Here is a 22,379-nt window from a genome sequence, read left to right as displayed (position 1 = left end):
TAATCATCAATTATTGTTTGGAAAGCGGACTTAGGATCTACGCCTAAGTCCACTACGTATTACTCTTGACGTAATGACGCCATCGGTTTCGCACCCAATATTTTGCTCATCGGGTATAAAGTTGCGAATAACGCAAATACCGCAATTCCTGTACTTACCGCCGTCAACCACAGAGGGTTAACCAACATATAGTCGCTAATTTGTTCTACAAAAAACGTGTAACCTACTACACAGAGCAGGACCGCTAAGACGAAAGCAAGTGCCAATGGGACAATAGTGTCCTGAAATAGCTCTCGATACAATCTTTTGCTTTTTGCGCCTAATGCCATACGTATGCCTAATTCATAGCGACGTAGCCCTAGGTTATAACTCAGCACACCATAGATACCAACACCCGCTAACACTAACGTAAACAATGCGAGCAAAATACATAAGTTTCGTGTGATCCGCTCCATATGTGTCATAAGCCCGTACTCTTTTTCCAAATTGGTTAAGCGCCATATGCCTGTACGTTGATCTACGCTTCGAGCCGCCGTAAACAATGTCTCTCGGCTTAAGCTTTTCCCTTCTTCCATCTTGACGATATATGGAAAAGCATAAGGCTGAGATGCCCACCAAAAATGACGTCCTTGGTGTCTGCCAAATGATCTAGGGTGATTAAAGTTTTCTGTTATGCCAACCACCTCAACTGGATTGTCTGGGTCAAAGCTCATAAAAGTTTCGCCAATCAAACTTCCACCAGGCTTGAGTAAATCGTTGACCGCTTTTGTCACTAAAAACTCATGTTTTTCTCCACGCATGGCCGCTTCACTAAAGGTGCGCCCTTCAATGATTTTTAATCCAGTAACATCAAAATAGTCCATACCAACCCAAGCTTGGGGGATAAACACACTTTCGTTTCCTGCCATATCAGTAACTGTACTGGCTCGAGTATTGTACTGCACTGGACTACTGCCATGGGCCACTTTTGCGACGCCATCTATTTTGTATAGCGCCTCTCTATACGCTTCAATAAATCGATAACGCTCAGCAATGCTTTCTTCCATATCTTGAATAAATAGGTGCACCGCATAGAAGTTTTCTGTTTTACTTCCTAGTGGACGATTTAGTGTCTCTAGCGTTTTGCTAAGCACCATCGTTGCGCCAATGACCAAAGTTGAAGCTAAAAACAGCTGCACTGCAACCATCATCTTCACTGTCGTTGCGCTTACTTGGCTGACAGCCCCTTTGCCAGATGACTGAATCTGAGCACGCAATTTGGTAAAGTTAATAAGGCGACTTGTGATAAATGCAAATAGCCAAGCTAATAGAACGCATACAAGTAAAGCACTGAGCAATACCGTGCTGTCCAATGATAGATCAGAGATTAAAGGTAAAAAGCCAGTGCTTAAAGAAACAAAGAGCTTTATCCCCCATGCAGCTAAAAACAATGCCACCAGCACAGACGCAGTCATTAAAACCGAAGTTTCCAATAAAATACTTTGAAACAATACACGACGCTTTGCGCCTAAAACCGCTTGAAGAGCGAGTTGCTTGTGTTTCACAACAGCCCTTGAGACAAATAAATTACTGACATTTAAAAGTGCAATTAATAGCAAACCCGTAACACCCGCTAGCAACAAAATCGCGAGTTTGTTGTTGTCACCTAATTCAGCTTTGCGAAAACTCGTTACAATGGGCACTAAGTCAACGATGTTTGGGAAACCCTCTACCCATTGCGCTTTTATCTCTTGCAGTGATTGATGCAAATGCGTTTTTGCAGTGGCGTTGGTTTCGCCCGGTTTTAAAACACCAATTAATTTAAGTGTGCCAAATAAATTGTACCAAGGGCTTGGATCTTCCTCTCGGAAATAACGTCTATCCGCGCTAAACTTAAACCAGATTTGTGCTTTGCCATCATTGAACATAAACGGATCGGTATAATTTTGTCCAACCACACCAACAACGGTAAACTGCATACCCTCCATCGTTAGACTTTGCCCTATAGCTTGTTCACTTCCGTCAAAGTAGCGCTGCCAAATTTGGTAGGAGATCATCACCTCCTGCACTTTTTCGTCTAAAACCTGCACGTTTGCAATATGCCGGCCTAGCATCACTGGCACTCTAAATAATTCGTAGTACTCATCAGTTGCATAAGTTACATCTAATTTTGGCTGACCAGGTAAGTTAGTCACAATCTCCTGACCAGTGCTCACCGCGGCCGCTTTTTCAAATACTTGCTGTGTTTTGTACCATTGCTCTATAGACTGGAAGCTTTGATATCCTGGGCTGTTTTTGTCTGCAAATACATTGTCTTGCTCGACAATAACCAAACGCTCTTCATGCTCTACATTTAAAGGTTTGATAAAATAATTGCTGAATAAACTCATTACTACAAAGAAACATGCCAGTGTAAGTGACAGAGTCAGTATGATTGCGACAGAAAACCCTTTTGCTTGTCTAAGGGACTGAATTGCCAGTTTGAGTTGGTTGGAAAACCGAATGATATTCATGCTATTTCCCTCTTTGCTGGCGCATTATCACTGTGGTTTATTTCAGACTTAGTGTGCAACACCGATCCATCTAACAACTTAACCTGCTGTTTCGCGTAACCCGCGTAACGCGGATCGTGCGTTACCATGCAAATAGTAGTGCCTTGCTCATTCAGCGTATCGAGTATTGCCATCACCGCATCACCATTTTTAGAGTCCAAGTTTCCCGTGGGTTCATCAACTAAGAGGATACTAGGTTCTCCGGCCAATGCCCTTGCTATTGCAACACGTTGCTGCTGACCACCTGAGAGTTGATTGGGCTTATGATTGGCCCGGTGATCTATTTCGACTTGAGACAAAGCGTGATTGACGCGCTGTGTTATTTCTGATTGGCTCAAGGGCTGTTCTCGATAAATAAGAGGCAATGCCACATTGTCAAAGACAGACAGCTCATCAATTAAATTAAACGATTGAAAAATAAAGCCTATATGTAAGTTTCTCAGCTCTGCAAGGGTGTCGGCATCCAAACTCTGAGTATCCACCCCTTCAATTTTATAAGAGCCCGAACTGATATCGTCCAACAGGCCCATTAAACTTAACAGGGTAGATTTTCCACAACCTGAGGGCCCACTTATTGCAACATAGTCCCCTTTGTAAATACTTAAATTGATGTTAGTAAGTGCGTGTGTTTCAACGTTTTCACTGACGTAAACTTTTGAAACGTCTGTTAGCTCGATAACTGGTGTATTAGCCATAATTGCGTCCTTTTGAATTTATTGAGTTATTTTTATTTCTTCGAGATGTTTAAAATCGGACATGTCCGAGATCACAACTTGCTCGCCGGCCTTTACACCAGTTCGAATTTCGATGGCGTTACCGGCGAGTGTACCAAACTCTATTGGGGTTTTAACTAGTTGATTTGTTTCTTCATTGAGAACGTACAAAGCTGCAGTACTTTGTTCCGCTATGTAGCTAGGCCTTTGCAGAGATAACGCGCTAGCCTTTGTTTCTGTAATGATTCGTCCTTCAATTGACAGTTCAGGTCGAGCGTTGTCAGGCAAAGTACCTGTTAGCTCAAGCTCAATTGCAATTCGCCCATCTCTAACAACTGGGTCTATGCGATTAACACGTGCTTGAACTTCTCCACTGAAGGTGTTGATAATGCCAAGCTGACCGACCTGTACCCTACTAGCTTGTTTTTCTGGCACTTGTAGGTCAGCCAATAACGACATCTCACTGCCGACTAAAGCCAAAGGCGCACCAACTTGTACCGATTGGCCCTGTTCAATATTCACCTCTTGGAGCATACCTTCTATTCCGGCTTTAACTTGTAAATTGCGAACGTCGGCATCCGCAGCTTGGTAACTTAACTCCACTTCTCTCATTAACTCTTGTTCAATCTGCAAGCGCTGAGTGTGAAGGGCTTTGGTTTGTTGCAGCTGTAATTGTGCAAGCTTGACGCGCTCAGTAAGCTGATTTACTTCTAGTTGTGAGCGCTTATGATCAAGGGCCGATACTATTCCCTTGGCAATCAATTTTGCTTCAGCTTCTTCTCTGATCTGTGCATTGGCCAGCTCACTTTTTAGCAAAGTCAGCTGTCCTCTTTGGGTCAGCAGCGCACTATGTTGACTGAGCTTGAGCGCTTCAAAACTGGCTTTTTGTCTCGCTAGTGCAAGGCGGCTACGATTGAGGGTTTGCAACAAATCTGGATTAGAAAGGCGCATAATAACGGTATCATGACTGACACGACTGCCGGGTAAATGGAAAATTTCTTCTACTTGAGAGCGATGACTTGCTGTTATAAAGCGACTTTGCTTAGAGCGCAATTGACCGTACCCTGAAACCGCTAAGCTCAGCTGCCCGCTTTGAACTTGCGCAAAAACCAGACTCGGAGCATCTACCTCTTCGTTCTTCACATCCATAAATGCGACACCGAACAGGAATGCGCAGCTGGTGACACCGAAAACTAGCGATTTAACCGGAAATTTTCGCTGTTTATTTTTAGCAAGGGATGCTTTTATATCCATATTTGACCTTAGTGTTTGTTTTAAAACACTAAGGCGAATTACATGCCAATATTAAACTACTGATTTAATTTAATATTTTTAATTTCATAGCTAAGATCTCTTCCCATTTTTGGGAAGATAGTTTCAATTTTGGGATGGCTGGCTTGTTACCGCTCCCTATTGAAAGGTCAGCACTTCAAAAGCGTAATTCAATTACTCATGGCTTATTGCACATGCGTAGCGAGAAAACAAACTCTTAGTAGGCTTACCAAAAAGTTTCTTTATTTATACTGCAAGCTAGTCTAGCATTGCGCCCTGTTTTTTTATGGGTGGTCCAATAATGCAGTTTTCACTGCCATACGACCTACCAAGATTTGATGCTAACCTAGTAGGAAACCGATGCCTAAAATTTTTACCTCGCTCATTTGTCTGTTTAGCTCCTTACTGTGCGTATACACCGTTGAAGCGCACGAGACACCGAAGAGTACCCAGTACAAAGAAGGGGATTTTTATGTAAAACAAAAAGATAAATGGGAAACATTGAAAATAATCAATGTTGATAGTGACAACCCTGATGACACAACATTGCATGTAACTTTTTTTCAACATTCTGAAAAAAAGCCTACCGAATCAAGTGTCGAACAACTCGGGGTTTTAGTGGGCCACACGCCTTTATCAACTGAAGCGCTAGCCGAAGACTGGGAATTAATAGGAAATAAACCAGTGAAAAAAAGCGAGCTCGGCTACTTCCATGAATACTTAAAACACAGTAACTTCCAAAAATATGCACATGTTACCGGGCAAACTGTTGAAGAGCTGATCGCTTTAGCAAATACAAAATATAAAGAAGCATATTCGCTTAGTGAGCAAAAAAAGTTTAATGACGCAATATCTTTATACCTTGAAGCGCTAAATATATTTCCAATGTTTTATGAAGCCATTGATAACATTGCCTTCATTTATATGGATACTGGCGACTGTCAAGAAGCTCTCAAATACTTTGATCACTCTCTATCGATTAATCCTAGTAATGTTACTGCTCGCTACTATATGGGCCAATGTTATATTCAACTTCGAGAATATCAAGCTGCGGCGAGTCTATACAAAGACACAATGGAGCAATTCCCGAATGAGAAAGAAGCGTTTGAGAAGACTTATTTACTCTTACTTGACGTACTAAAAGAGACTGAACAATAAGGGCGCTTCAAGCCAAACACTAAAACCCCCTTTATTAATTTTATCTTTTAGTTGTGTGTTTTCTCTGAAAAGTGCAGAGCAAGCTTATTGGAGTTAACACACATAAATTCGAACTCTCCCCACTCAATACATTTTCAAATCAAAAAACATACATTATAAAAAATCACAGTTTCGAAGTTAAAAAATGAGTACTCACCTTTGAGCAGGAAAGTAAAAAAGCAAAGCTGAGATAGCTTTGCTTAGAAAATATGTTAGTTTGCCACAAGTATCCAAGCAGGTGAACGCCAGTAGTCAATATCAATATGAGTTCTGTCTCCTTCCCTTTCACCAGTTGTCAAATAACAACGATCCTGATTAGGGATATATTTACCAACTACTTTGATTTTACCATAACCGTTAATAAACTTTTCTGCCATACAGTGATAAGAATACTCACCAGAGTCGCGCGCTCCACCAGTGATTTCTTTACCTGTTAAGTTGTAACCTCGGCCTATTCTTTTCCATGTATAGCCACCGCTAGGCGCCATTAGAATTGAATAATCACTGTTACGCCAATTTTTTTGTATTCTACATAGCAGTTGCCATCTGCACTTACTACACCCGGAACACGTCTGCCATCAATACAAACCATAGGGTCAAATTGATTACCATTTAATGGCGCTTTTACACCAGGGCCGTTGTAACCATTATTAATATAATCTTGCTGGCTAAAAGGTACGTAATTGCCCATTGTTGCTGCTTGCACGCTAACAGTGAATAAAATAGAGGCAACACCTGCCAAGTACTTAGTTGTCATAATTTTCCTTAAATACACAATAAGTAGCATGTTTAACTATGCTAATAAATTCATCCCAAAATCGGGAAAACAAAAATAACAAAACACTCAAACCAAGTAAATATATTTTATACAATATTCAAATGTTTTTTAAATTAGTTTCATTGCAAAAAAAACAATATAACTCAAATTGCAATAACTGAGGTTTACCCAATAAAATTTTGGTATTGCCTGAAAATTATAGGTGTGAAGTGACTCGTGATTATGATGTTAACTGGCAGAATAAAAATATATTGCTGGCGATAAACGCGAGTTTATTATTAGATACCCCATACATATGCAAGGAGTATCTATTTAATATTTATCAAATTTCATGATATGTTTGAGTACGAAATATATGGCAGTTAGCTGGGATTATTTACCTTCTCCATAAATTCAATTGCATTCACCGGCTGGTAGCATTCGCTTTCTGAAATGCGCCGATATACACTGTCGTGCAGTGACTCATTGGTACGCTGTCCTACACCCAATTTGCGTATTTTTTCTGTAATTTTATACACCCAGCTCATCGAATCTCTATATTCATCTAAATGATAGGGTCGATAGTAAGATAAAAATCGTTCATTAAAGACTAAGCCATGCTCAGTCGCTCTCTCTTTAATCCAATGCAGTGAGATGTTTGCAAGCCCATCTTGAGAGTACCCACCGCCTACATTACTGTGACTACCTGCAAACCATTTTTGCTCAAGAGTTTGAGTTGAACCTTCTGGTAATGTCCAAATTGCCGGCTTAAAAGGCCCACGCTTTTCATCAATTGCCAAAGCGTGATAAGCATGTTCAATGTTGTCTGTTAGACTGACATCATGAAATTGATAGCGACGATTAATTAAATCAAAGTCAAATGGCAAACCTAGCGCGCCAACTGTATCCCAAACACCTACGAACTTAATCGATACGTCTGTACACTTGTGCTCTGTTTTGAATGCATCAACTTCTGTGTCGGATGCCCTATTACGGTAGAGCCTGTAAGCCTCTGGCATATAAAAAGCGTGATCTTTGGGCAACAGCCCTATTTTATTGATAAGCCCAATCACACTTCGAATAGTATAAGCCCCTCGGCTAAAACCAAAGCCATAAATCTCATCTCCTGGCTGATAATTTAAAACCAAAAATTGATAGGCACGCAGTACATTTTGCGATAGACCGAGGCCAAAACCGCCTCCGAGAATTTTATCCATTCCCCAATGTGTACCAACGCCTTCACTATAGTACACAACTTGATGAACGCCATTTGGGCAAACTTGCTCAACACCCCTGGCCAACTTAACAACATTGGTTGGTTTTCTTTTACCACGATCATATTGCGCAGGCTTATTCCACGTCCCATCCATACACAACACTAATCTTTTCATCACTTTTCCTTTTTAAATCAGCACGATTAAGAATTGACGCTAAGATACAATTAAACTCATTGATAAAAAAGGGCAATTTTCACCTTTACCTTAAATTAAACAAACTCGCTAAGCATTCACTGCTACGCGTCTGATTCAACTACTTCGTACTCGCGAATAATGGTGATATCTCTGACAGATGGCGCAAAATATTTAGCCTTTACGACTTGATACTCTGGCGCATCAAAAAATGATGTCATGACGTTTTTATTTGGGAACCGAATAGTAAATACTCGGTTGATGTTTTGCGAGACTTCGCTTTTTAGTACTTCTTCAATACGGAAGTCATATCCGAACTCTCCACCCATTGACCTTAAAATGGGTTTCATCGCTTCACGATATTCACTATATAAGATATCGTCCTTCACATCTAAACCTACTAACATTTCATAGACTGTCATGTTTTTTCCTATTGTGTACAAATCCGGCATTACTGTTTAAACAAACTCACTGGCCTGGTAGTTTTTATTACTATTGTTGTGCTATTGCGTACCTAGCTCGCTCGTCGTATTCATCACTTTGACTCTAACCAATTCTTTCATTGCGTTAGGCCTAATTGACATTAATGTTATGACACTATTTCTCGGGGGGAGATTGGAGGTGGGACCACCTCCGAAGTGTTTATTTAATAACATCTGTATCACAGAAAATCAAAATGGAAGTGATACCTTTTAACTCAGCCCCTCCTGCAATCTTTTTTGTGTCCTGTGGGGTTAAATGTGTATCTGCTACTACAAGTTTTTTTAAGTTTGCTTTTTTTAATACAGGTTTCATTTTTCTATTCCTTGTTTATTGTTAAAGTGTTGATTTATTGTGCTTTTGTTTAATTTTAAGTCAATACTATTTTGATGCTCTTTATTTTTCAACATTTATATTTGAGTTTTTCCCTATTGCTTAAGTCTATTATCATTTATCGGCTTATGTGATCTGAAGACGCAAAAGGTCAGGAGTTCAATTATTTAGGAAACAAGGCCTATCTTGAAAGAAACACACCATTACCACAATCGCTAATTTGTACTAAGTATTATTGTCACAGCCTTCACAATTGCTCCTCAATGATCTTTTATATAGTACTGTAATTGTATTTTTTTGGATAAACTCATGATAGCGCCACTCTTTACACACGATACCCAAATTAATGATACTTCGCTCAACATCATTGCTCATATGCCAACAGCGAGTTTATCAACATTATTGTCTAACGAGTTTACTGCAAGGCTTAGTGATTCTGATTATATGCGGGTCGCAGTGTTGCTTGCGAAAAAAAGCTATGACGAAGGCGGCTGCCCTATTGGCGCAGTAATTGTCAATAATCAAACTAAAGAAATTGTGGGCAAAGGACACAATACTCTCGTGCAAGAGTCCCATCCATATAACCATGGTGAAACTTCTGCGATTAGAGATGCTGGCAGAATAGACTTTTCTCAGACGACCCTATACACCAGTTTAAGTCCCTGTGATGTATGTGCCACTTTGTTATATATGCGTGGATTTAACCGTGTGGTGGTTGGCGACGTGAGTAACGCCTGTGGCAATGAAGGGTTATTGAAAGAAAAAGGAATTATTGTCGACATCCTTGAAGACCAGATGGGTATAGCCCAATACGCTCAGTTTAGAAAAGAAAAACCAAACCAAGATCTAGAAGACTGGCAAGGTTTAGCGGCAATACCTAGATCGTAAGGAATACTAAACGCACCTATTTCAAATTTGATTTGTAAGGGTTCTAGCTAATTTCGCTGCGATTAAACTTCAATATTCAACAATAAAAGAACAATATTCTTTCGTTCAAGCGTTATAAACTTAAAGGTATTTATATACCTTTAAGCTACCCTCATTCACACTGCGAATAGACCTCAGTTAAACCATTTATTGGGTATTCCAATTATATCGCATTGAGCTGTGATATCTTGCGACTTAAGATGCATTAATCGTTAATTGAGTAATAGCACATGACACTTGACTCCCACATTCTATATTTTCTAATTATCAGTTGTGAAATTGCTTTTTGGGTTGCGCTTTTAAGCGGTTTTGCAGTGAGGTACATGTTTGGAAAACGAAAAGTAAGCTCTGTAATTTTGGCTTGTGTACCACTGATTGATTTGCTGCTATTGATGTTTGTTATCTATGATCTACTCAATGGTAGCTACGCAACATTTGCCCATGGCCTCGCTACTGCTTATATAGGATTTACCATTGCATTTGGGCCTCTGTTAGTTGGCTGTGTAGATAAATGGTTTTCATACAAGTTTTCTCAAGGTCCGTCTCCGGTACCGACAGCTTTAACTGGCTGGCAAGCGGTCTTAGACGAACTTAAACTCTGGTTTAGATGCATTTTGGCAGTGTTGATTATTTATGTTTTGCTTATCTTAATTGTCGTTTTAGTCGACGATCCCGCTAAAACACACGCAATAACCATATGGTTTAAGATACCTGTATTTACTGTTTTGTTTTGGTTTATCTTTGGACCTGTGTGGTCCATGGTCTTTTTTAAACGGAGCTCAAACTAATTGTTGATAGTAAGTTGGTTTTACAGTTGGACGGGGGTTATCACAAAGGCGTGCTGTCAATCAGAGTTGACTAGTAATCATCTCTGATTGACAGTTCGGCATCAGCCTTTACAGGCGAATACCTTCAATATGTAGCTCTAAAGTCACATGCGTAGATGCAGGGCCAAGGTTATAATCAATCCCAAAATCTTTTAGCTTTAGCGATGTTTCACCAGAGAAGCCTACACGGTAGCCACCCCAAGGATCTTTACCTTCACCAATTTTTTCGACTGGGAAAGTAATGGTTCTTTTAACACCGTTTAACTCAAGTAAACCTGTCAGCTTTGCTTCTGTGTCACTGACTTGCTCATACTTTGTGCTTTCAAAAGTTGCTTTTGGAAACTGTTTAACGTTCAAAAAATCCTTGCCTCGAAGGTGTTTGTCACGCTCTGCATGGTTCGAATCTATACTTGCCGTATTGATCACAATGTTGATTTTTGAATCATTCGGCTTGTTTTTGTCATAGTTAAATTTGCCGTCAAAATCGTTAAACCTACCCGTCAACCAGCTATACCCTAAGTGCTTAATTTTAAAGTTGATGAAAGCATGTGCTCCCGCTTTATCTACTTTATATTCCGCGGCGTTTGCAACACCCGACATCACTAAACCAGTTGCTAAAATCGCACTAACGATACGCTTTTTCATATATAGCCCTCTAATAATTTTCTATAATTCTTAAAATAAACTTTTTATTTAGATACTTTTAATATGCGGCTTAAACCGCCATCTTTATTGATAAATTGATGTTTTAGCGCAGCCATTATATGAATAGCTACAAACCCAATTAAACCCCATGCAAGCCAAAAATGTATATCACCTACAATATCTTCTTGATTATCAAAAGACCAAGGCACTGCTGGCACTTCAAATAGCTCAAATACACTGATTGGTTTACCGTCAGCTGTTGAGATAAAGTAACCACTCAATAGCAACAGCAACATCAAAAGATATAATACTTGATGACCAATCCGTGCCGCGAGCTGTTCTAACTTAGGTCCAGGTAACTCCTGTGGCTTAGTGTTTATATATCGCCACACAAAACGGAACAACCACAGCCCCATTAATATAATCCCTAATGACTTATGCAAATCTAGTGAGCCTTTATACCACGGGTCGTAATATGTTAACTCAACCATATACAAGCCAAGGCCAAACATAAAAAAGATCGCCAGAGCCATTAACCAATGCATTGCGATACTTACCCAGCCATAACTCTGATTGCTGTTTTTCAGCATATGACACCTTACTTCTTTAAGTTACTGATCTTAGGTTACCGCGTAGCAGTCGAAAAGCATAGTGCATAAAGTAAAGAACTAATGTGCAAAAAACTATATACTCAGACACTAGACGAAGTTGAATAATTTATATTTATAATTATGCAAAAATTAAATTGGGATGATTTCAAAGTTGCTCACACCGTAGCAAAAGCGGGTTCCCTTGCCAAAGCTGCGGCACAATTAAGATGCAATCATACGACCGTATTACGCCATATTAACCGCTTAGAAGACGCCCTCAACGTCAAATTATTTATCCGCCATCAACGGGGTTATCAACTCACTGATGCAGGTCATATTATGACTGAAACACTGGCAGATCTTGATACCCAATTTATTGCCTTAGAAGATAAATTGCAAAGCATTCAACAAGAGTTTAGCGGGAAAATCAGGATCACAACAGTGACATCATATTCAGCAATGCTTGCTCCGGCAATGCATCAGTTTAGAAAAGCCTACCCCAAAGTTAGAATAGAACTACTGGCAACTGACGAAGTTATTCCTGCACAAAGTGGCAATATCCATGTAGCGCTCAGAGCCGGGCCAGAGCCCAAAGAGCCAGATCTTATTGCCCGTCATGTCCTATCACTCAAAATGGCATATTTTGCATCGAAAGATTATGTCGCAGAGCATGGTCAACCAAAACATGAAAGCGATTTTAATAACTTTCATTGGCTTATGCCTGACAAAACTAAACACCATATCCCTTTCATCAATCAGGTTATTCAACATCTGCAAAATGAAAATATTGTTTATACCAGTAACCAGTTTCTTGACATACAATCTGCCGTTGTCAGTGGCATGGGGATCGGGCCATTGTCTGATAACGACGCCAAAAGATATTCAAACTTAGTCAGACTTGATCAGTGCCCCATGCTAAGTTCAGAAAATGTTGGTGCGCTTTGGTATACTTATCATAAGGACCTTAAACAAAACGCTAAAATACGTGCGTTATATGACGTTTTGGTTCAGCACACCCGCCACCTTGCCACTGGATAGCACATAAGTTTCTGATATTAAACAGGGCTAAGAAACCCAATCTAATGCTTCTTCACCGTGATGGCTTTGCCCTGTTCACCTGCATAAAACACGATGATCCTGACATCCTCATCGCCTATCGCTTTGCCTTTGTGCCATTGGTGGACTAATTCAACAATCGGGTCACCGGCTTTTAATATTAACTGCTCTCCACTTTGTTTGGTGACATGCAGTTCTCCGGTAATTACGACGCCTGCATTGATCACTGGATGAAGGTGCAGTGGCAACTCTGTTCCAGCGGGTATGACAATATCCAGTACCGTAATTTCTGGTTTTCCAGATGGGTATGCTGGCAACTCTGTTCCGTCCCAACTTTGCGAAGTTTTGGTTAGCGTTTTTACGCTCACTTCCTTGCTAGATACAGCTGAAGTATTGCCTAATAAAAGAATCAAAGACAAGACCGTTAAAGATGATTTAATGCTCATAATACATGCTTAATTTATTTTAATTGACCTTACTTTAATCAACCTATTTTGATTTAGCCATGAGATTTTAAATAATTACGACTAATGCCTGAAAAACAAAAAGCCCGCTAAATGCGGGCTTTAAAATTAAGTAATGTAAAAATTACGCAAGTTTGTCTGAGGCAACCTTGTATTTTGGATCCTCAATCACGTTAATTTCTACCAAATCAGACGCTTTATCTAGCAACTGCTTACAGTCTTGGCTTAAGTGACGTAAATGTAACTTTTTGCCAGCTTTTGTGTATTTCTCTGCTAGAGCATCAATGGCTTCAATTGCACTGTGATCTGCAACACGGCTATATTTAAATTCAACAATAACGTCTTCAGGGTCATTCGCGATATCAAATAGCTCCGCAAAGTTCTTCACTGAACCAAAAAATAGTGGGCCATGTAACTCGTAAACTTTAGAACCGTCGTCATCAATATAGTTGTTGGTGTAGATATGTTTTGCGTGCTCCCATGCGAACACAAGTGCAGATACAATAACACCTACACAGACCGCTATTGCAAGGTCAGTGATAACGGTTACACCTGAGACTAATACAATAACAAATGCATCACTCTTAGGAATACGCTTCATCAAACGGAAACTAGACCATTCAAAAGTCCCTAGAACCACCATGAACATAACACCAACAAGTGCAGCAAGTGGGATCATCTCAATTAAGCTGGCAGCAAATAAAATGAAACCAAGTAATAGTAGTGCTGCTGTAATACCCGATAAACGGCTACGGCCACCAGAATTAATGTTTATCATAGATTGACCAATCATGGCACAGCCACCCATTGCACCAAACACACCACACGTTACATTTGCAGCGCCCTGACCAACACATTCACGGTTACTGTTGCCGCGAGTTTCTGTGATTTCATCAATAAGTGTTAATGTCAGTAATGATTCAATTAGGCCAATAGCAGCAAGAATTAGCGCATATGGGAAAATAATTTTTAGTGTTTCAAGGTTCCAAGGTACATCAGGGATATGGAACATTGGGAATCCACCAGCTATGGTTGCATCTGCATTGCCGCTCATATCTTTTAAGTAATCGAGTACGTTGCGTGCGTCTAAATCAAAGCCAATTACAATTCCTGTTACAACTAAAATCGCTGCTAAGCTTGATGGGATCGCTGTCGTCAATTTTGGTAAAAAATGAATGATAGCCATTGTTAATGCAACTAAACCAGCCATAATATATAGCTCAGCGCCTTGCATCCACTGTAAAGTGCCCGACTCATCCATTACTTTAAACTGACCTAGTTGAGCTAAAAAGATAACAATGGCCAAGCCATTCACAAAGCCTAACATGACTGGGTGCGGTACCATTCGGATAAATTTACCCAATTTAAATATGCCCGCTAAAATTTGTAGAATACCCATCAATAGCACTGTCGCGAACAGGTATTCGACACCATGTTCAATCACAAGACTAACCATTACTACTGCAAGTGCCCCGGTAGCACCTGAAATCATTCCTGGACGACCACCAAAAATTGATGTGATCAATCCGACGATAAATGCTGCATATAAGCCAACCAACGGGTCAACTTGTGCAACAAATGCGAATGCGACCGCTTCTGGTACCAGTGCTAATGCAACTGTTAAACCTGACAGCACGTCGTTCTTAGCAGAGCTTGGCGCCTTGCCTATAAGATTAAACATTTATATCCCCAAGTGTTTTTACTACGACAGAAAAGCGCTGGATCCTAACAAAATCCAGCGCTTTTAACAAACATGATACATTATAGTGTTAATTTGAGATGTCTGTATGACACTAAATGATTGGTAATGCGGTTGAGCGTTTGACGCACGTCATGGTTACGTTAGAATGAACTTCTTGCACGTATTCAAGATTAAGTAAATTATCACGGACGAAAAGCTCGTAGCCTTCAATGCCTTTAGAGACAATACGCAGCATAAAGTCCATTGTACCAGCCATGGTGTAGCACTCTGTCACTTCATCATAACTCATTATCAATTTTTCGAATTCAGCAAGGTTGCTACGCCCATGATTTGACAGTTTTACATGGGCATACACCAACATATCAAACCCAAGCTGTTTTTCATCTAACAGCGCAACTTTCCCTTTTATGAATCCATCTTGTTCCAATTTAGCGATGCGCCTCCAGCACGGAGATTGTGACAACCCTACTTTGTCTGCAATTTCAGCCGTGGACAAACTCGCATCTTGCTGTAACAACGCTAGTATCTGACGATCAACTTGATTTAATGACATATTTTTCTTTATATTTTAGTGTTAAATTTTACGCTATTCACGTTGCGTTACCCAAAACGACCGCTCATAAATGGGTTATTACGCTTCTCGTACCCTATTGTGGTATCTTCTCCGTGACCACTCATTACCCGAGTTTCATCACCTAAGGTAAAGAGCTTAGTTTCAATAGCGTGCTTAAGTTGTGCGGCATCTCCCTTAGGAAAATCAGTACGCCCCACAGAACCTTTAAACAGCACATCACCAACTAGCACTGTCGCACTTGCAGGTTCATAAAAAACTACGTGTCCTGGTGTATGCCCAGGACAGTGCCTAACTTGCAATTTTAGCTCACCTAATTTTACTACTTCTCCTTCGCTTAACCAGCGATTAGGTAAGAAAGCAGTATGAGGCGCAAACCCAAACATTTGAGCTTGCATAGGTAACTCGTCTAACCAAAACTTATCATCAATATGGGGACCAATAATTTCTACATCGAGCGATTGCGATATTACCTTACTCACTCCCACATGATCTAAATGCCCATGTGTTAAAAGCACAAACTCAACTTGTAAGTTGTTCTCTTTGACAACGGCAAGAATCTTTTCCGCGTCTCCACCTGGATCTACTATGGCAGCTTTTCCCGTTAAGTCGCAAGCGATAACTCGGCAGTTTTGCATAAATGGTGTAACTGGTATTGTGAAAACTTTCATGTTACTTCTTCGCATAAAACATCAGTACAGGGTATTTTAAATACGCTTGATCATAGTATGGTGTTTTTTCGTACAGCCATTCAAGCCTTTGTTTATCACTTTTAGCAAATGCTTTATCTTCACGGATCTTTTTATCGAATGCCAAAGCAAGCTTAGGGCTCTCTTTTAACATTTTCCTAGCATATGGCTCAAGTGCATAATTTTCAACATATTCTGTTCGTTGGAAAATACTATGAAAATCACCCCATGCAAAAAACGAATCAGGCGCTGCGGGATGAAGCAAGTGTGTAACTAACTCTGAGTATGCTTGCTTCGTTGACACTTTTGTCCAACCAGAAAGAGATACTTCACTCTCGATCAGGTGATGATTGAATGTCGCGTCAACCCTAAAACGCCCTTCAAAGGGCATTTTAGCGAAACTATAGTCATCTACTTTAAGCTGAGTTAATCCTGTCATTGCATTGCCTTCGGCGAGTTTTTCAACTTCAATTCCATGCAGTTGAAGTTTTTCAACCAATGCCGCATATTGTGGAGGAATAAAATAAGCCTCCGGCACAGATACTTTTAGGTTAACTTCTTTTTGCCAGAAAACAGGGAGTTTTTCGTAGTGGATCGGCTCGCCCAGATATTTAACTTCTTTGTGGCCTGACAGTGCACTTTGAAAGCGTTTAAATTTTATCCCTTTAAAACTTACGAAATCAGGCTCTTTACTATACTCTCTTGACACCACCAGCTCAGTTGGGTAGAAATGTTTTTCCGATTCGACCGCTTTTTCTAACGCCTTGTGTTGCTGTGACAATGCATCTATCACGCCGTCGATAAAAACATAAGTCCCTAACACTCTTTGCTTATAGGGCTTTAATGAATGGTTTTCTACCAAGATAGTTGGCAACCCTTTAATATCCCCCCAGCCATTTGAAAACCTCGGAGAAGCAACCCATCCAGCGAGCCCTTTTTCAAGGTTTCTCTTATCCATCACAAACACAAGTGGGCCTGGGATATGGCCAAACTTTGACAGTTTTTCGTCAATAATGGGGGTAAACTGATCTTCTAACACCTTCGCAATGGCTGGCGAGTCGCTGACAAAACTTGGGTTAAAGCCATAAGTGACATCGTACTGATAATCAGCGCCGTCGGTTACGTGTACATCAATATATAGCGCAGGATCGTAGTCATTAATGACCTTTAAGACCGCACGGACACCTGGTGTATCTAATTTAGTGTAATCACGATTAAGGTTTAAATTTTGGGCATTGGTTCTAAAACCCATAGTCAACGGGCCACGTTGATTTATGCGGTTAAACTCACTGCTTCGTTCATGACCATCCACGTTTAAAATAGGCACAAACAAGATATTGACTTTGCTCAAGATGTCGCGGCGCTTTCCAGTCGCAATATCTCTTAGCAGCATAAACATGGCATCTTTGCCATCTATTTCACCTGCGTGAATACCCGCTTGAATTAACACCGTCGGCTTATTATTATTTTTCATCATAGCTGGCGAAAACTGGCTACCTTCTACAGCCAACAGCATATTGATGTCTCTACCTTGGTCGCTTGTACCAATCTTTATTGATTGAAACTGAGTCGGGTTTGACGCCACTAATCGCTTGATAAATGCGTTTGTCTGTTCGTAATTCGGAGACTCCAATCCGCCACTTAACTCAAAGTCTGTTGTCAGAGGCCCATCTTGTTGCATTAAGCTTTGACTTTCCCCTTGCCAAGGCTGCAATGGAGGGAGATGACTATTCAAATTAAGTGTTGCAGAAAGCAGAACAATACCTAAACTCATAAACATTCTTTGTGTCTTTTTTGTATTAAGTTGATTATATCAATATTTTATTTAACGGCTTACAATGTGCGGTGATTCAACAAAAATTCACAGTTAAACGCACTAATGCGTCGCTAATTTAAGGAAAGTTTAACTAAACCAATGAGTAAAAGCATATTAATAACGGGGTGTTCTACCGGAATAGGATTATATTGTGCAAAAACCTTGCATAAATCTGGGTACAAAGTCATTGCCTCCGTGAGAAATCCAAAACACCTTGCTCAGTTTACAGAGCTCAATATCCCTTGTGTCTTACTTGATTTGTCAGATGAGGGATCAATACAAAAAGGATTCGAACAAGCGCTCCAATTATGTGATGGCCAATTGGATGTCTTATTTAACAATGGCGCCTACGGACAACTAGGTGCCGTCGAAGATTTACCTACGAATGTGTTAAGACAGCAATTTGAAGTTAACTTTTTTGGATGGCACACCTTAACGCGATTAGCGGTCTCCCATATGAGAACTATTGGACAAGGGCGTATCGTACAAAATTCATCTGTACTCGGTTTAGTGGCATTGCCCTACCGAGGTGCCTACAACGCGAGTAAATTTGCCCTGGAGGGATTAACCGACACACTCAGAATGGAGCTTGCCGACACTGACATTCAGATCAGCTTAATTGAGCCAGGTCCAATTTTGTCGGAATTTAGGAAAAATGCACGGCAGGCTTTCGAAGCACATATTGATATTACTGCTAGCCATCACAGTGCTGAATACCAAGCGCAGTTAACCAGGTTAAAGGCACAAACAGCACCGCAAAAATTTACGCTTGGCCCTGAGGCTGTGTATGATAAGTTGCTCCACGCCATTGAGGCGCCGAAAGCCAAACCCAGATACTATGTCACTTTTCCAACTTACTTAATGGGTTATTTAAAGCGGGTTTTAAGCTCAAGTTGGCTGGATAAGCTATTGCTTAAGAATCGTTGATAGATTTTTGGGAAGCGCAATTTGCTGACCAAATTGGAAAACAGTTAATTCAAAAAACTAAAAAAGGAGCCAAAGGCTCCTTTTTAACATCGCTTTACTTAATTAAAAAATTAAGCTGCAAGACCTTCTTTTGCTTTCTCTACTAGAGCAGTGAAAGCTACTTGGTCATATACTGCGATATCAGCTAGGATCTTACGATCGATTTCGATTGACGACTTTTTAAGGCCGTTAATGAAGCGGCTGTAAGATAGGCCGTTTTGACGTGCTGCAGCATTGATACGTGCAATCCATAGTTGACGGAAAGTACGTTTCTTAGCGCGACGGTCACGGTATGCATATTGACCAGCTTTAGTTACAGCTTGGAACGCTACGCGGTAAACACGTGAACGTGCTCCGTAGTAACCTTTAGCTTGCTTTAATACTTTTTTGTGACGTGCACGTGCGATAACACCGCGTTTAACTCTTGCCATTTCTGATATCCTCTATTAAGCGAATGGTAACATACGATCGATAAGACCTAGGTCATTCTTATGAACCATAGACTTAGCACGTAGGTGTAGTTTACGCTTTGAAGACTTCTTAGTCAGAATGTGACGAAGATGCGACTGTTTACGCTTGTAACCGCCTGAAGCAGTCTTTTTGAAGCGCTTTGCAGCACCTCTGTGTGTTTTTAGCTTATAAGCCATTGCAATAACTCCAAATGATATTGCGTTTAATATATGCAAGTAGGCGGATGCGAACATCTCTTTTAAGGCCCAGCTTACACCCTGTTCCGGTGAAGCAAAATGAAAACAAAATGCTTACTTATAACCGGTTAACACAGGTGACTTGAGATTAAAAATCTAAGTACTTTGTATACCTGTGCTAAATTCTTTCAAAAATCGGCGCGAATTATGCCTGACTTATGCTTTTTTTGCAATAGGTGCCATCATCATAACCATCTGGCGACCTTCAACACGATTCGGGAAAGACTCAACTTGAGCGATCTCTTCCAAATCTGCTTTTAAGCGATTAAGCATGTCGATTGCGATTTCTTGGTGAGCCATTTCACGACCACGGAAACGGATGGTGATTTTCGCCTTGTCGCCACCTTCTAAGAACTTGCGCAAGTTACGAAGTTTAACTTGGTAGTCACCTTCGTCAGTACCAGGACGGAATTTAATTTCTTTAACCTGGATCTGTTTTTGCTTTTTCTTCTGTTCTTTTTGTAATTTTGCTTTTTCAAAAACGAACTTACCATAGTCCATTACCTTAGCCACTGGTGGCTCAGCGTTTGGACTGATTTCAACAAGGTCTAAACCTGCGCTTTCTGCTTGCGCTAGCGCATCTCTCGTAGAGACAATGCCCGCTTGCTCACCTTCAGCATCGATTAAGCGAACTTCTTTCGCTGTGATTTCATCATTGATACGATTCTTTTGAGCAGTTGTTTGCCCTTTTTTGCCGCCTCTAATGGTACGTTCCTCCAAAAAATCCAAAATTAAACGTGCGGCACTGTTGTAAATATATTTGCCGCACGGGTTTCAAAAGTTAAGCTCTGTTTTTAATTTCTTCGCTAATTTTAGCGACAAAATCGTCTACAGAGAATTTGCCAAGGTCTTCGCCCTTGCGCGTTCTTACTGCTAGCTCTTGTTGCTCAACTTCTTTATCGCCAACAACAAGTAAATAAGGTATACGTTTTAAAGTATGCTCGCGGATTTTAAAGCCAATCTTCTCATTTCTCAAGTCAGCACAAGCTCTTATTCCAAGTTTATTTAGTTTTTGCACAACTTCTTGGACATAATCAGCCTGTTTATCCGTGATATTCATGATAACAACCTGTTTCGGTGCTAACCATGTTGGGAAGAAACCAGCATACTCTTCAGTTAAAATACCGATGAAACGTTCAATCGAACCTAAAATCGCTCTGTGGATCATAACAGGTGTTTTACGCTCGTTATTTTCAGCTACATATGTAGCACCCAAACGACCCGGTAACGCAAAGTCTAGCTGCACTGTGCCACATTGCCAAGCTCGCTCTAAGCAATCGTACAATGTGAACTCAATCTTAGGTCCGTAGAACGCACCTTCACCCGGTAGGTATTCAAACTCAATGTCATTAGACTTCAGCGCTTCAGCAAGTGCTGCTTCTGCTTTGTCCCACATTTCATCTTCACCGATACGCTTTTCAGGACGAGTAGAAAGTTTTACAACAATCTTTTCAAAACCAAACGTTTCATATGTATCGTAGACCATCTTGATACAAGATGATACTTCATCCATGATCTGCTCTTCTGTACAGAATACATGGGCATCATCTTGTGTAAAGCCACGAACACGCATAAGGCCGTGTAGTGCACCTGATGGCTCATTACGGTGACAACAACCAAACTCAGCCATACGAAGCGGTAAATCACGGTATGACTTCAGGCCTTGGTTAAAGATTTGTACGTGGCCTGGGCAGTTCATTGGTTTGATAGCATATTCACGCTTTTCAGACTCTGTGGTGAACATTGCATCTGAGTATTTATCCCAGTGACCAGACTTTTCCCAAAGCCCTCTGTCCATCATCAATGGGCCTTTTACTTCTTCGTAGTCGTACTCACGTAATTTTTCACGTACAAAGTCTTCTAGCTCACGGTATATGCTCCAACCGTCGTTGTGCCAAAATACCATGCCTGGCGCTTCTTCTTGCCAGTGCCATAGATCTAGCGCTTTACCAATTTTACGGTGGTCGCGTTTTTCAGCTTCTTCTAAACGTTTTAGGTAGGCTTTTAACTGCTTTTTATCTGCCCAAGCGGTTCCGTAGATACGCTGAAGCATTTTGTTATCTGCATTACCACGCCAATATGCGCCTGCCACCTTCATAATTTTGAAGTGTTGACAGAACTTCATGTTTGGTACGTGAGGACCACGACACATGTCAACGTATTCTTCGTGATGATATAAACCCGGACGGTCATCTTTAGCAACATTCTCGTCTAAGATTTCCATCTTGTAACTTTCACCGCGAGATTCAAATGTGTCTCGAGCCTCTTGCCAGCTTACTTTCTTTTTAACAACATCGTAGTTTGTTTTTGCAAGCTGTAACATGCGCTTTTCAATAGCATCAAGGTCCTCTTGAGTTAATGAATGCTCCATGTCGATGTCATAATAAAAGCCATTGTCGATAGTTGGACCTATCGCCATTTTAGCTTCAGGGAAAAGTTGCTTAACCGCGTGGCCAATTAAGTGCGCACAAGAGTGACGAATAATCTCTAAACCATCTTCGTCCTTTGCGGTAATAATTTCAAGATTGGCATCTTGTTCAATGATGTCACATGCATCTACACGCTCACCATTAACACGGCCGGCGATCGTTGCTTTTGCAAGACCTGGGCCGATGTCTTTTGCAACATCAAGAGTAGAAACAGGGTTTTCGAAAATACGCTGACTGCCGTCAGGAAGAGTAATTACTGGCATTTTTAATCCTATTTACAGTGGTGACACCTACGCCG

At 40.6% G+C, this 22,379-nt stretch carries 24 protein-coding genes; 5 read left to right on the top strand and 19 right to left on the bottom strand.

Going from position 1 to position 22,379, the window contains the following annotated elements:
- Nucleotides 1-59: 59 nt before the first annotated feature.
- The 3 genes from N483_RS20680 to N483_RS20670 are packed head-to-tail and all read right to left on the bottom strand — an operon-like array spanning nt 60 to nt 4,498.
- A complete protein-coding gene (locus tag N483_RS20680) occupies nt 60-2,492 on the bottom strand; it encodes an ABC transporter permease (protein WP_023398330.1) in 2,433 nt (810 codons plus the stop codon).
- Nucleotides 2,489-3,226, bottom strand: a complete 738-nt coding sequence (locus N483_RS20675; protein WP_023398331.1) for an ABC transporter ATP-binding protein — start codon at nt 3,224-3,226, stop codon at nt 2,489-2,491. The genes N483_RS20680 and N483_RS20675 overlap by 4 nt, the downstream gene beginning before the upstream one ends.
- Nucleotides 3,227-3,244: 18 nt before the next feature.
- Complete coding sequence (locus tag N483_RS20670) at nt 3,245-4,498, bottom strand: efflux RND transporter periplasmic adaptor subunit (protein ID WP_023398332.1); 1,254 nt, start codon at nt 4,496-4,498, stop codon at nt 3,245-3,247.
- 378 nt (nt 4,499-4,876) lie between these two features.
- Here N483_RS20670 and N483_RS20665 point away from each other — a divergent pair, with 378 nt between their 5' ends.
- Nucleotides 4,877-5,674 carry a tetratricopeptide repeat protein gene (locus N483_RS20665; protein WP_023398333.1) on the top strand — a complete coding sequence of 266 codons (798 nt, stop codon included), beginning with the start codon at nt 4,877-4,879 and terminating at the stop codon, nt 5,672-5,674.
- 251 nt (nt 5,675-5,925) lie between these two features.
- Here N483_RS20665 and N483_RS20660 read toward each other — a convergent pair whose 3' ends face one another.
- From N483_RS20660 to N483_RS27095, 5 genes are all read right to left on the bottom strand, one after another.
- Nucleotides 5,926-6,201, bottom strand: a complete 276-nt coding sequence (locus N483_RS20660) for a hypothetical protein (RefSeq protein WP_063383383.1) — start codon at nt 6,199-6,201, stop codon at nt 5,926-5,928.
- Complete coding sequence (locus tag N483_RS20655; protein WP_063383382.1) at nt 6,201-6,470, bottom strand: hypothetical protein; 270 nt, start codon at nt 6,468-6,470, stop codon at nt 6,201-6,203. Before N483_RS20655 ends, N483_RS20660 begins: the two co-directional genes overlap by 1 nt.
- Before the next feature lie 383 nt (nt 6,471-6,853).
- A complete protein-coding gene (locus N483_RS20650; protein ID WP_023398335.1) occupies nt 6,854-7,861 on the bottom strand; it encodes a DUF2235 domain-containing protein in 1,008 nt (335 codons plus the stop codon).
- A gap of 122 nt (nt 7,862-7,983) precedes the next feature.
- Nucleotides 7,984-8,301, bottom strand: a complete 318-nt coding sequence (locus N483_RS20645) for a DUF1330 domain-containing protein (RefSeq protein WP_023398336.1) — start codon at nt 8,299-8,301, stop codon at nt 7,984-7,986.
- A gap of 220 nt (nt 8,302-8,521) precedes the next feature.
- The gene (locus tag N483_RS27095; RefSeq protein ID WP_023398337.1) at nt 8,522-8,674 is read right to left on the bottom strand and encodes a hypothetical protein; all 153 of its coding nucleotides are present in this window, start codon (nt 8,672-8,674) and stop codon (nt 8,522-8,524) included.
- 330 nt (nt 8,675-9,004) lie between these two features.
- Here N483_RS27095 and N483_RS20640 point away from each other — a divergent pair, with 330 nt between their 5' ends.
- Both N483_RS20640 and N483_RS20635 read left to right on the top strand, forming a co-directional pair.
- Complete coding sequence (locus N483_RS20640) at nt 9,005-9,580, top strand: nucleoside deaminase (protein ID WP_419555117.1); 576 nt, start codon at nt 9,005-9,007, stop codon at nt 9,578-9,580.
- A 362-nt stretch (nt 9,581-9,942) separates the two neighbouring features.
- Nucleotides 9,943-10,407 (top strand): hypothetical protein, encoded by a 465-nt coding sequence (locus N483_RS20635; protein WP_155250734.1) that lies wholly within the window; start codon nt 9,943-9,945, stop codon nt 10,405-10,407.
- A gap of 108 nt (nt 10,408-10,515) precedes the next feature.
- On the opposite strand, the gene N483_RS20630 is transcribed toward N483_RS20635, so the two are convergent.
- Both N483_RS20630 and N483_RS20625 read right to left on the bottom strand, forming a co-directional pair.
- Complete coding sequence (locus N483_RS20630; RefSeq protein ID WP_023398340.1) at nt 10,516-11,091, bottom strand: YceI family protein; 576 nt, start codon at nt 11,089-11,091, stop codon at nt 10,516-10,518.
- A 44-nt stretch (nt 11,092-11,135) separates the two neighbouring features.
- Complete coding sequence (locus N483_RS20625) at nt 11,136-11,681, bottom strand: cytochrome b (protein ID WP_023398341.1); 546 nt, start codon at nt 11,679-11,681, stop codon at nt 11,136-11,138.
- Nucleotides 11,682-11,822: 141 nt separating this feature from the next.
- On the opposite strand from N483_RS20625, the gene N483_RS20620 reads away from it, so the two are divergent.
- A complete protein-coding gene (locus N483_RS20620; protein WP_023398342.1) occupies nt 11,823-12,719 on the top strand; it encodes a LysR family transcriptional regulator in 897 nt (298 codons plus the stop codon).
- Nucleotides 12,720-12,760: 41 nt separating this feature from the next.
- On the opposite strand, the gene N483_RS20615 is transcribed toward N483_RS20620, so the two are convergent.
- The 5 genes from N483_RS20615 to N483_RS20595 form a co-directional block, all read right to left on the bottom strand.
- On the bottom strand, nt 12,761-13,183 hold the full coding sequence (locus N483_RS20615; RefSeq protein WP_023398343.1) for a cupin domain-containing protein: 423 nt from the start codon (nt 13,181-13,183) through the stop codon (nt 12,761-12,763).
- Nucleotides 13,184-13,325: 142 nt separating this feature from the next.
- Nucleotides 13,326-14,882 (bottom strand): SulP family inorganic anion transporter, encoded by a 1,557-nt coding sequence (locus N483_RS20610; RefSeq protein ID WP_023398344.1) that lies wholly within the window; start codon nt 14,880-14,882, stop codon nt 13,326-13,328.
- A 112-nt stretch (nt 14,883-14,994) separates the two neighbouring features.
- Nucleotides 14,995-15,456: an Lrp/AsnC family transcriptional regulator gene (locus N483_RS20605; RefSeq protein WP_023398345.1), complete on the bottom strand. Its 462-nt coding sequence runs from the start codon at nt 15,454-15,456 to the stop codon at nt 14,995-14,997.
- A 47-nt stretch (nt 15,457-15,503) separates the two neighbouring features.
- Complete coding sequence (locus N483_RS20600; RefSeq protein ID WP_023398346.1) at nt 15,504-16,145, bottom strand: MBL fold metallo-hydrolase; 642 nt, start codon at nt 16,143-16,145, stop codon at nt 15,504-15,506.
- Nucleotide 16,146: 1 nt separating this feature from the next.
- A complete protein-coding gene (locus tag N483_RS20595; protein ID WP_023398347.1) occupies nt 16,147-17,937 on the bottom strand; it encodes a M14 family metallopeptidase in 1,791 nt (596 codons plus the stop codon).
- Nucleotides 17,938-18,078: 141 nt separating this feature from the next.
- Here N483_RS20595 and N483_RS20590 point away from each other — a divergent pair, with 141 nt between their 5' ends.
- Nucleotides 18,079-18,906 (top strand): SDR family oxidoreductase, encoded by an 828-nt coding sequence (locus N483_RS20590; protein ID WP_023398348.1) that lies wholly within the window; start codon nt 18,079-18,081, stop codon nt 18,904-18,906.
- Between the two features lie 110 nt (nt 18,907-19,016).
- Here the strand turns inward: N483_RS20590 and rplT are convergent, their stop codons facing one another.
- The 4 genes from rplT to thrS all read right to left on the bottom strand — a co-directional run bounded on the left by rplT (nt 19,017) and on the right by thrS (nt 22,344).
- Nucleotides 19,017-19,376, bottom strand: a complete 360-nt coding sequence (rplT, locus tag N483_RS20585; RefSeq protein ID WP_023398349.1) for a 50S ribosomal protein L20 — start codon at nt 19,374-19,376, stop codon at nt 19,017-19,019.
- Between the two features lie 15 nt (nt 19,377-19,391).
- A complete protein-coding gene (gene rpmI / locus N483_RS20580; protein ID WP_023398350.1) occupies nt 19,392-19,592 on the bottom strand; it encodes a 50S ribosomal protein L35 in 201 nt (66 codons plus the stop codon).
- A 216-nt stretch (nt 19,593-19,808) separates the two neighbouring features.
- Nucleotides 19,809-20,372: a translation initiation factor IF-3 gene (gene infC, locus N483_RS20575; protein ID WP_080672567.1), complete on the bottom strand. Its 564-nt coding sequence runs from the start codon at nt 20,370-20,372 to the stop codon at nt 19,809-19,811.
- Between the two features lie 61 nt (nt 20,373-20,433).
- Nucleotides 20,434-22,344 (bottom strand): threonine--tRNA ligase, encoded by a 1,911-nt coding sequence (gene thrS, locus N483_RS20570; RefSeq protein ID WP_023398351.1) that lies wholly within the window; start codon nt 22,342-22,344, stop codon nt 20,434-20,436.
- Nucleotides 22,345-22,379: the final 35 nt, after the last annotated feature.

It is taken from the genome of Pseudoalteromonas luteoviolacea NCIMB 1944, assembly GCF_001625565.1.
In the GTDB taxonomy this organism is placed as follows: Bacteria; Pseudomonadota; Gammaproteobacteria; order Enterobacterales; family Alteromonadaceae; genus Pseudoalteromonas; species Pseudoalteromonas luteoviolacea_F.
This window is presented reverse-complemented; position numbering and strand designations above follow the sequence as displayed.

What these genes read in the sequence shown, in the direction of transcription:
- N483_RS20620 (WP_023398342.1), top strand. Translation starts at nt 11,823, where the DNA reads ATGCAAAAATTAAATTGGGATGATTTCAAAGTTGCTCACACCGTAGCA.
- N483_RS20615 (WP_023398343.1), bottom strand. Translation starts at nt 13,183, where the DNA reads ATGAGCATTAAATCATCTTTAACGGTCTTGTCTTTGATTCTTTTATTA.
- N483_RS20635 (WP_155250734.1), top strand. Translation starts at nt 9,943, where the DNA reads ATGTTTGGAAAACGAAAAGTAAGCTCTGTAATTTTGGCTTGTGTACCA.
- N483_RS20590 (WP_023398348.1), top strand. Translation starts at nt 18,079, where the DNA reads ATGAGTAAAAGCATATTAATAACGGGGTGTTCTACCGGAATAGGATTA.
- N483_RS20630 (WP_023398340.1), bottom strand. Translation starts at nt 11,091, where the DNA reads ATGAAAAAGCGTATCGTTAGTGCGATTTTAGCAACTGGTTTAGTGATG.
- N483_RS20625 (WP_023398341.1), bottom strand. Translation starts at nt 11,681, where the DNA reads ATGCTGAAAAACAGCAATCAGAGTTATGGCTGGGTAAGTATCGCAATG.
- N483_RS20600 (WP_023398346.1), bottom strand. Translation starts at nt 16,145, where the DNA reads ATGAAAGTTTTCACAATACCAGTTACACCATTTATGCAAAACTGCCGA.
- N483_RS20655 (WP_063383382.1), bottom strand. Translation starts at nt 6,470, where the DNA reads ATGACAACTAAGTACTTGGCAGGTGTTGCCTCTATTTTATTCACTGTT.
- N483_RS20670 (WP_023398332.1), bottom strand. Translation starts at nt 4,498, where the DNA reads ATGGATATAAAAGCATCCCTTGCTAAAAATAAACAGCGAAAATTTCCG.
- rpmI (WP_023398350.1), bottom strand. Translation starts at nt 19,592, where the DNA reads ATGGCTTATAAGCTAAAAACACACAGAGGTGCTGCAAAGCGCTTCAAA.
- rplT (WP_023398349.1), bottom strand. Translation starts at nt 19,376, where the DNA reads ATGGCAAGAGTTAAACGCGGTGTTATCGCACGTGCACGTCACAAAAAA.
- N483_RS20645 (WP_023398336.1), bottom strand. Translation starts at nt 8,301, where the DNA reads ATGACAGTCTATGAAATGTTAGTAGGTTTAGATGTGAAGGACGATATC.
- N483_RS20595 (WP_023398347.1), bottom strand. Translation starts at nt 17,937, where the DNA reads ATGAGTTTAGGTATTGTTCTGCTTTCTGCAACACTTAATTTGAATAGT.
- N483_RS20675 (WP_023398331.1), bottom strand. Translation starts at nt 3,226, where the DNA reads ATGGCTAATACACCAGTTATCGAGCTAACAGACGTTTCAAAAGTTTAC.
- N483_RS27095 (WP_023398337.1), bottom strand. Translation starts at nt 8,674, where the DNA reads ATGAAACCTGTATTAAAAAAAGCAAACTTAAAAAAACTTGTAGTAGCA.
- N483_RS20665 (WP_023398333.1), top strand. Translation starts at nt 4,877, where the DNA reads ATGCCTAAAATTTTTACCTCGCTCATTTGTCTGTTTAGCTCCTTACTG.
- N483_RS20610 (WP_023398344.1), bottom strand. Translation starts at nt 14,882, where the DNA reads ATGTTTAATCTTATAGGCAAGGCGCCAAGCTCTGCTAAGAACGACGTG.
- N483_RS20660 (WP_063383383.1), bottom strand. Translation starts at nt 6,201, where the DNA reads ATGGCGCCTAGCGGTGGCTATACATGGAAAAGAATAGGCCGAGGTTAC.
- N483_RS20680 (WP_023398330.1), bottom strand. Translation starts at nt 2,492, where the DNA reads ATGAATATCATTCGGTTTTCCAACCAACTCAAACTGGCAATTCAGTCC.
- N483_RS20605 (WP_023398345.1), bottom strand. Translation starts at nt 15,456, where the DNA reads ATGTCATTAAATCAAGTTGATCGTCAGATACTAGCGTTGTTACAGCAA.
- thrS (WP_023398351.1), bottom strand. Translation starts at nt 22,344, where the DNA reads ATGCCAGTAATTACTCTTCCTGACGGCAGTCAGCGTATTTTCGAAAAC.
- N483_RS20650 (WP_023398335.1), bottom strand. Translation starts at nt 7,861, where the DNA reads ATGAAAAGATTAGTGTTGTGTATGGATGGGACGTGGAATAAGCCTGCG.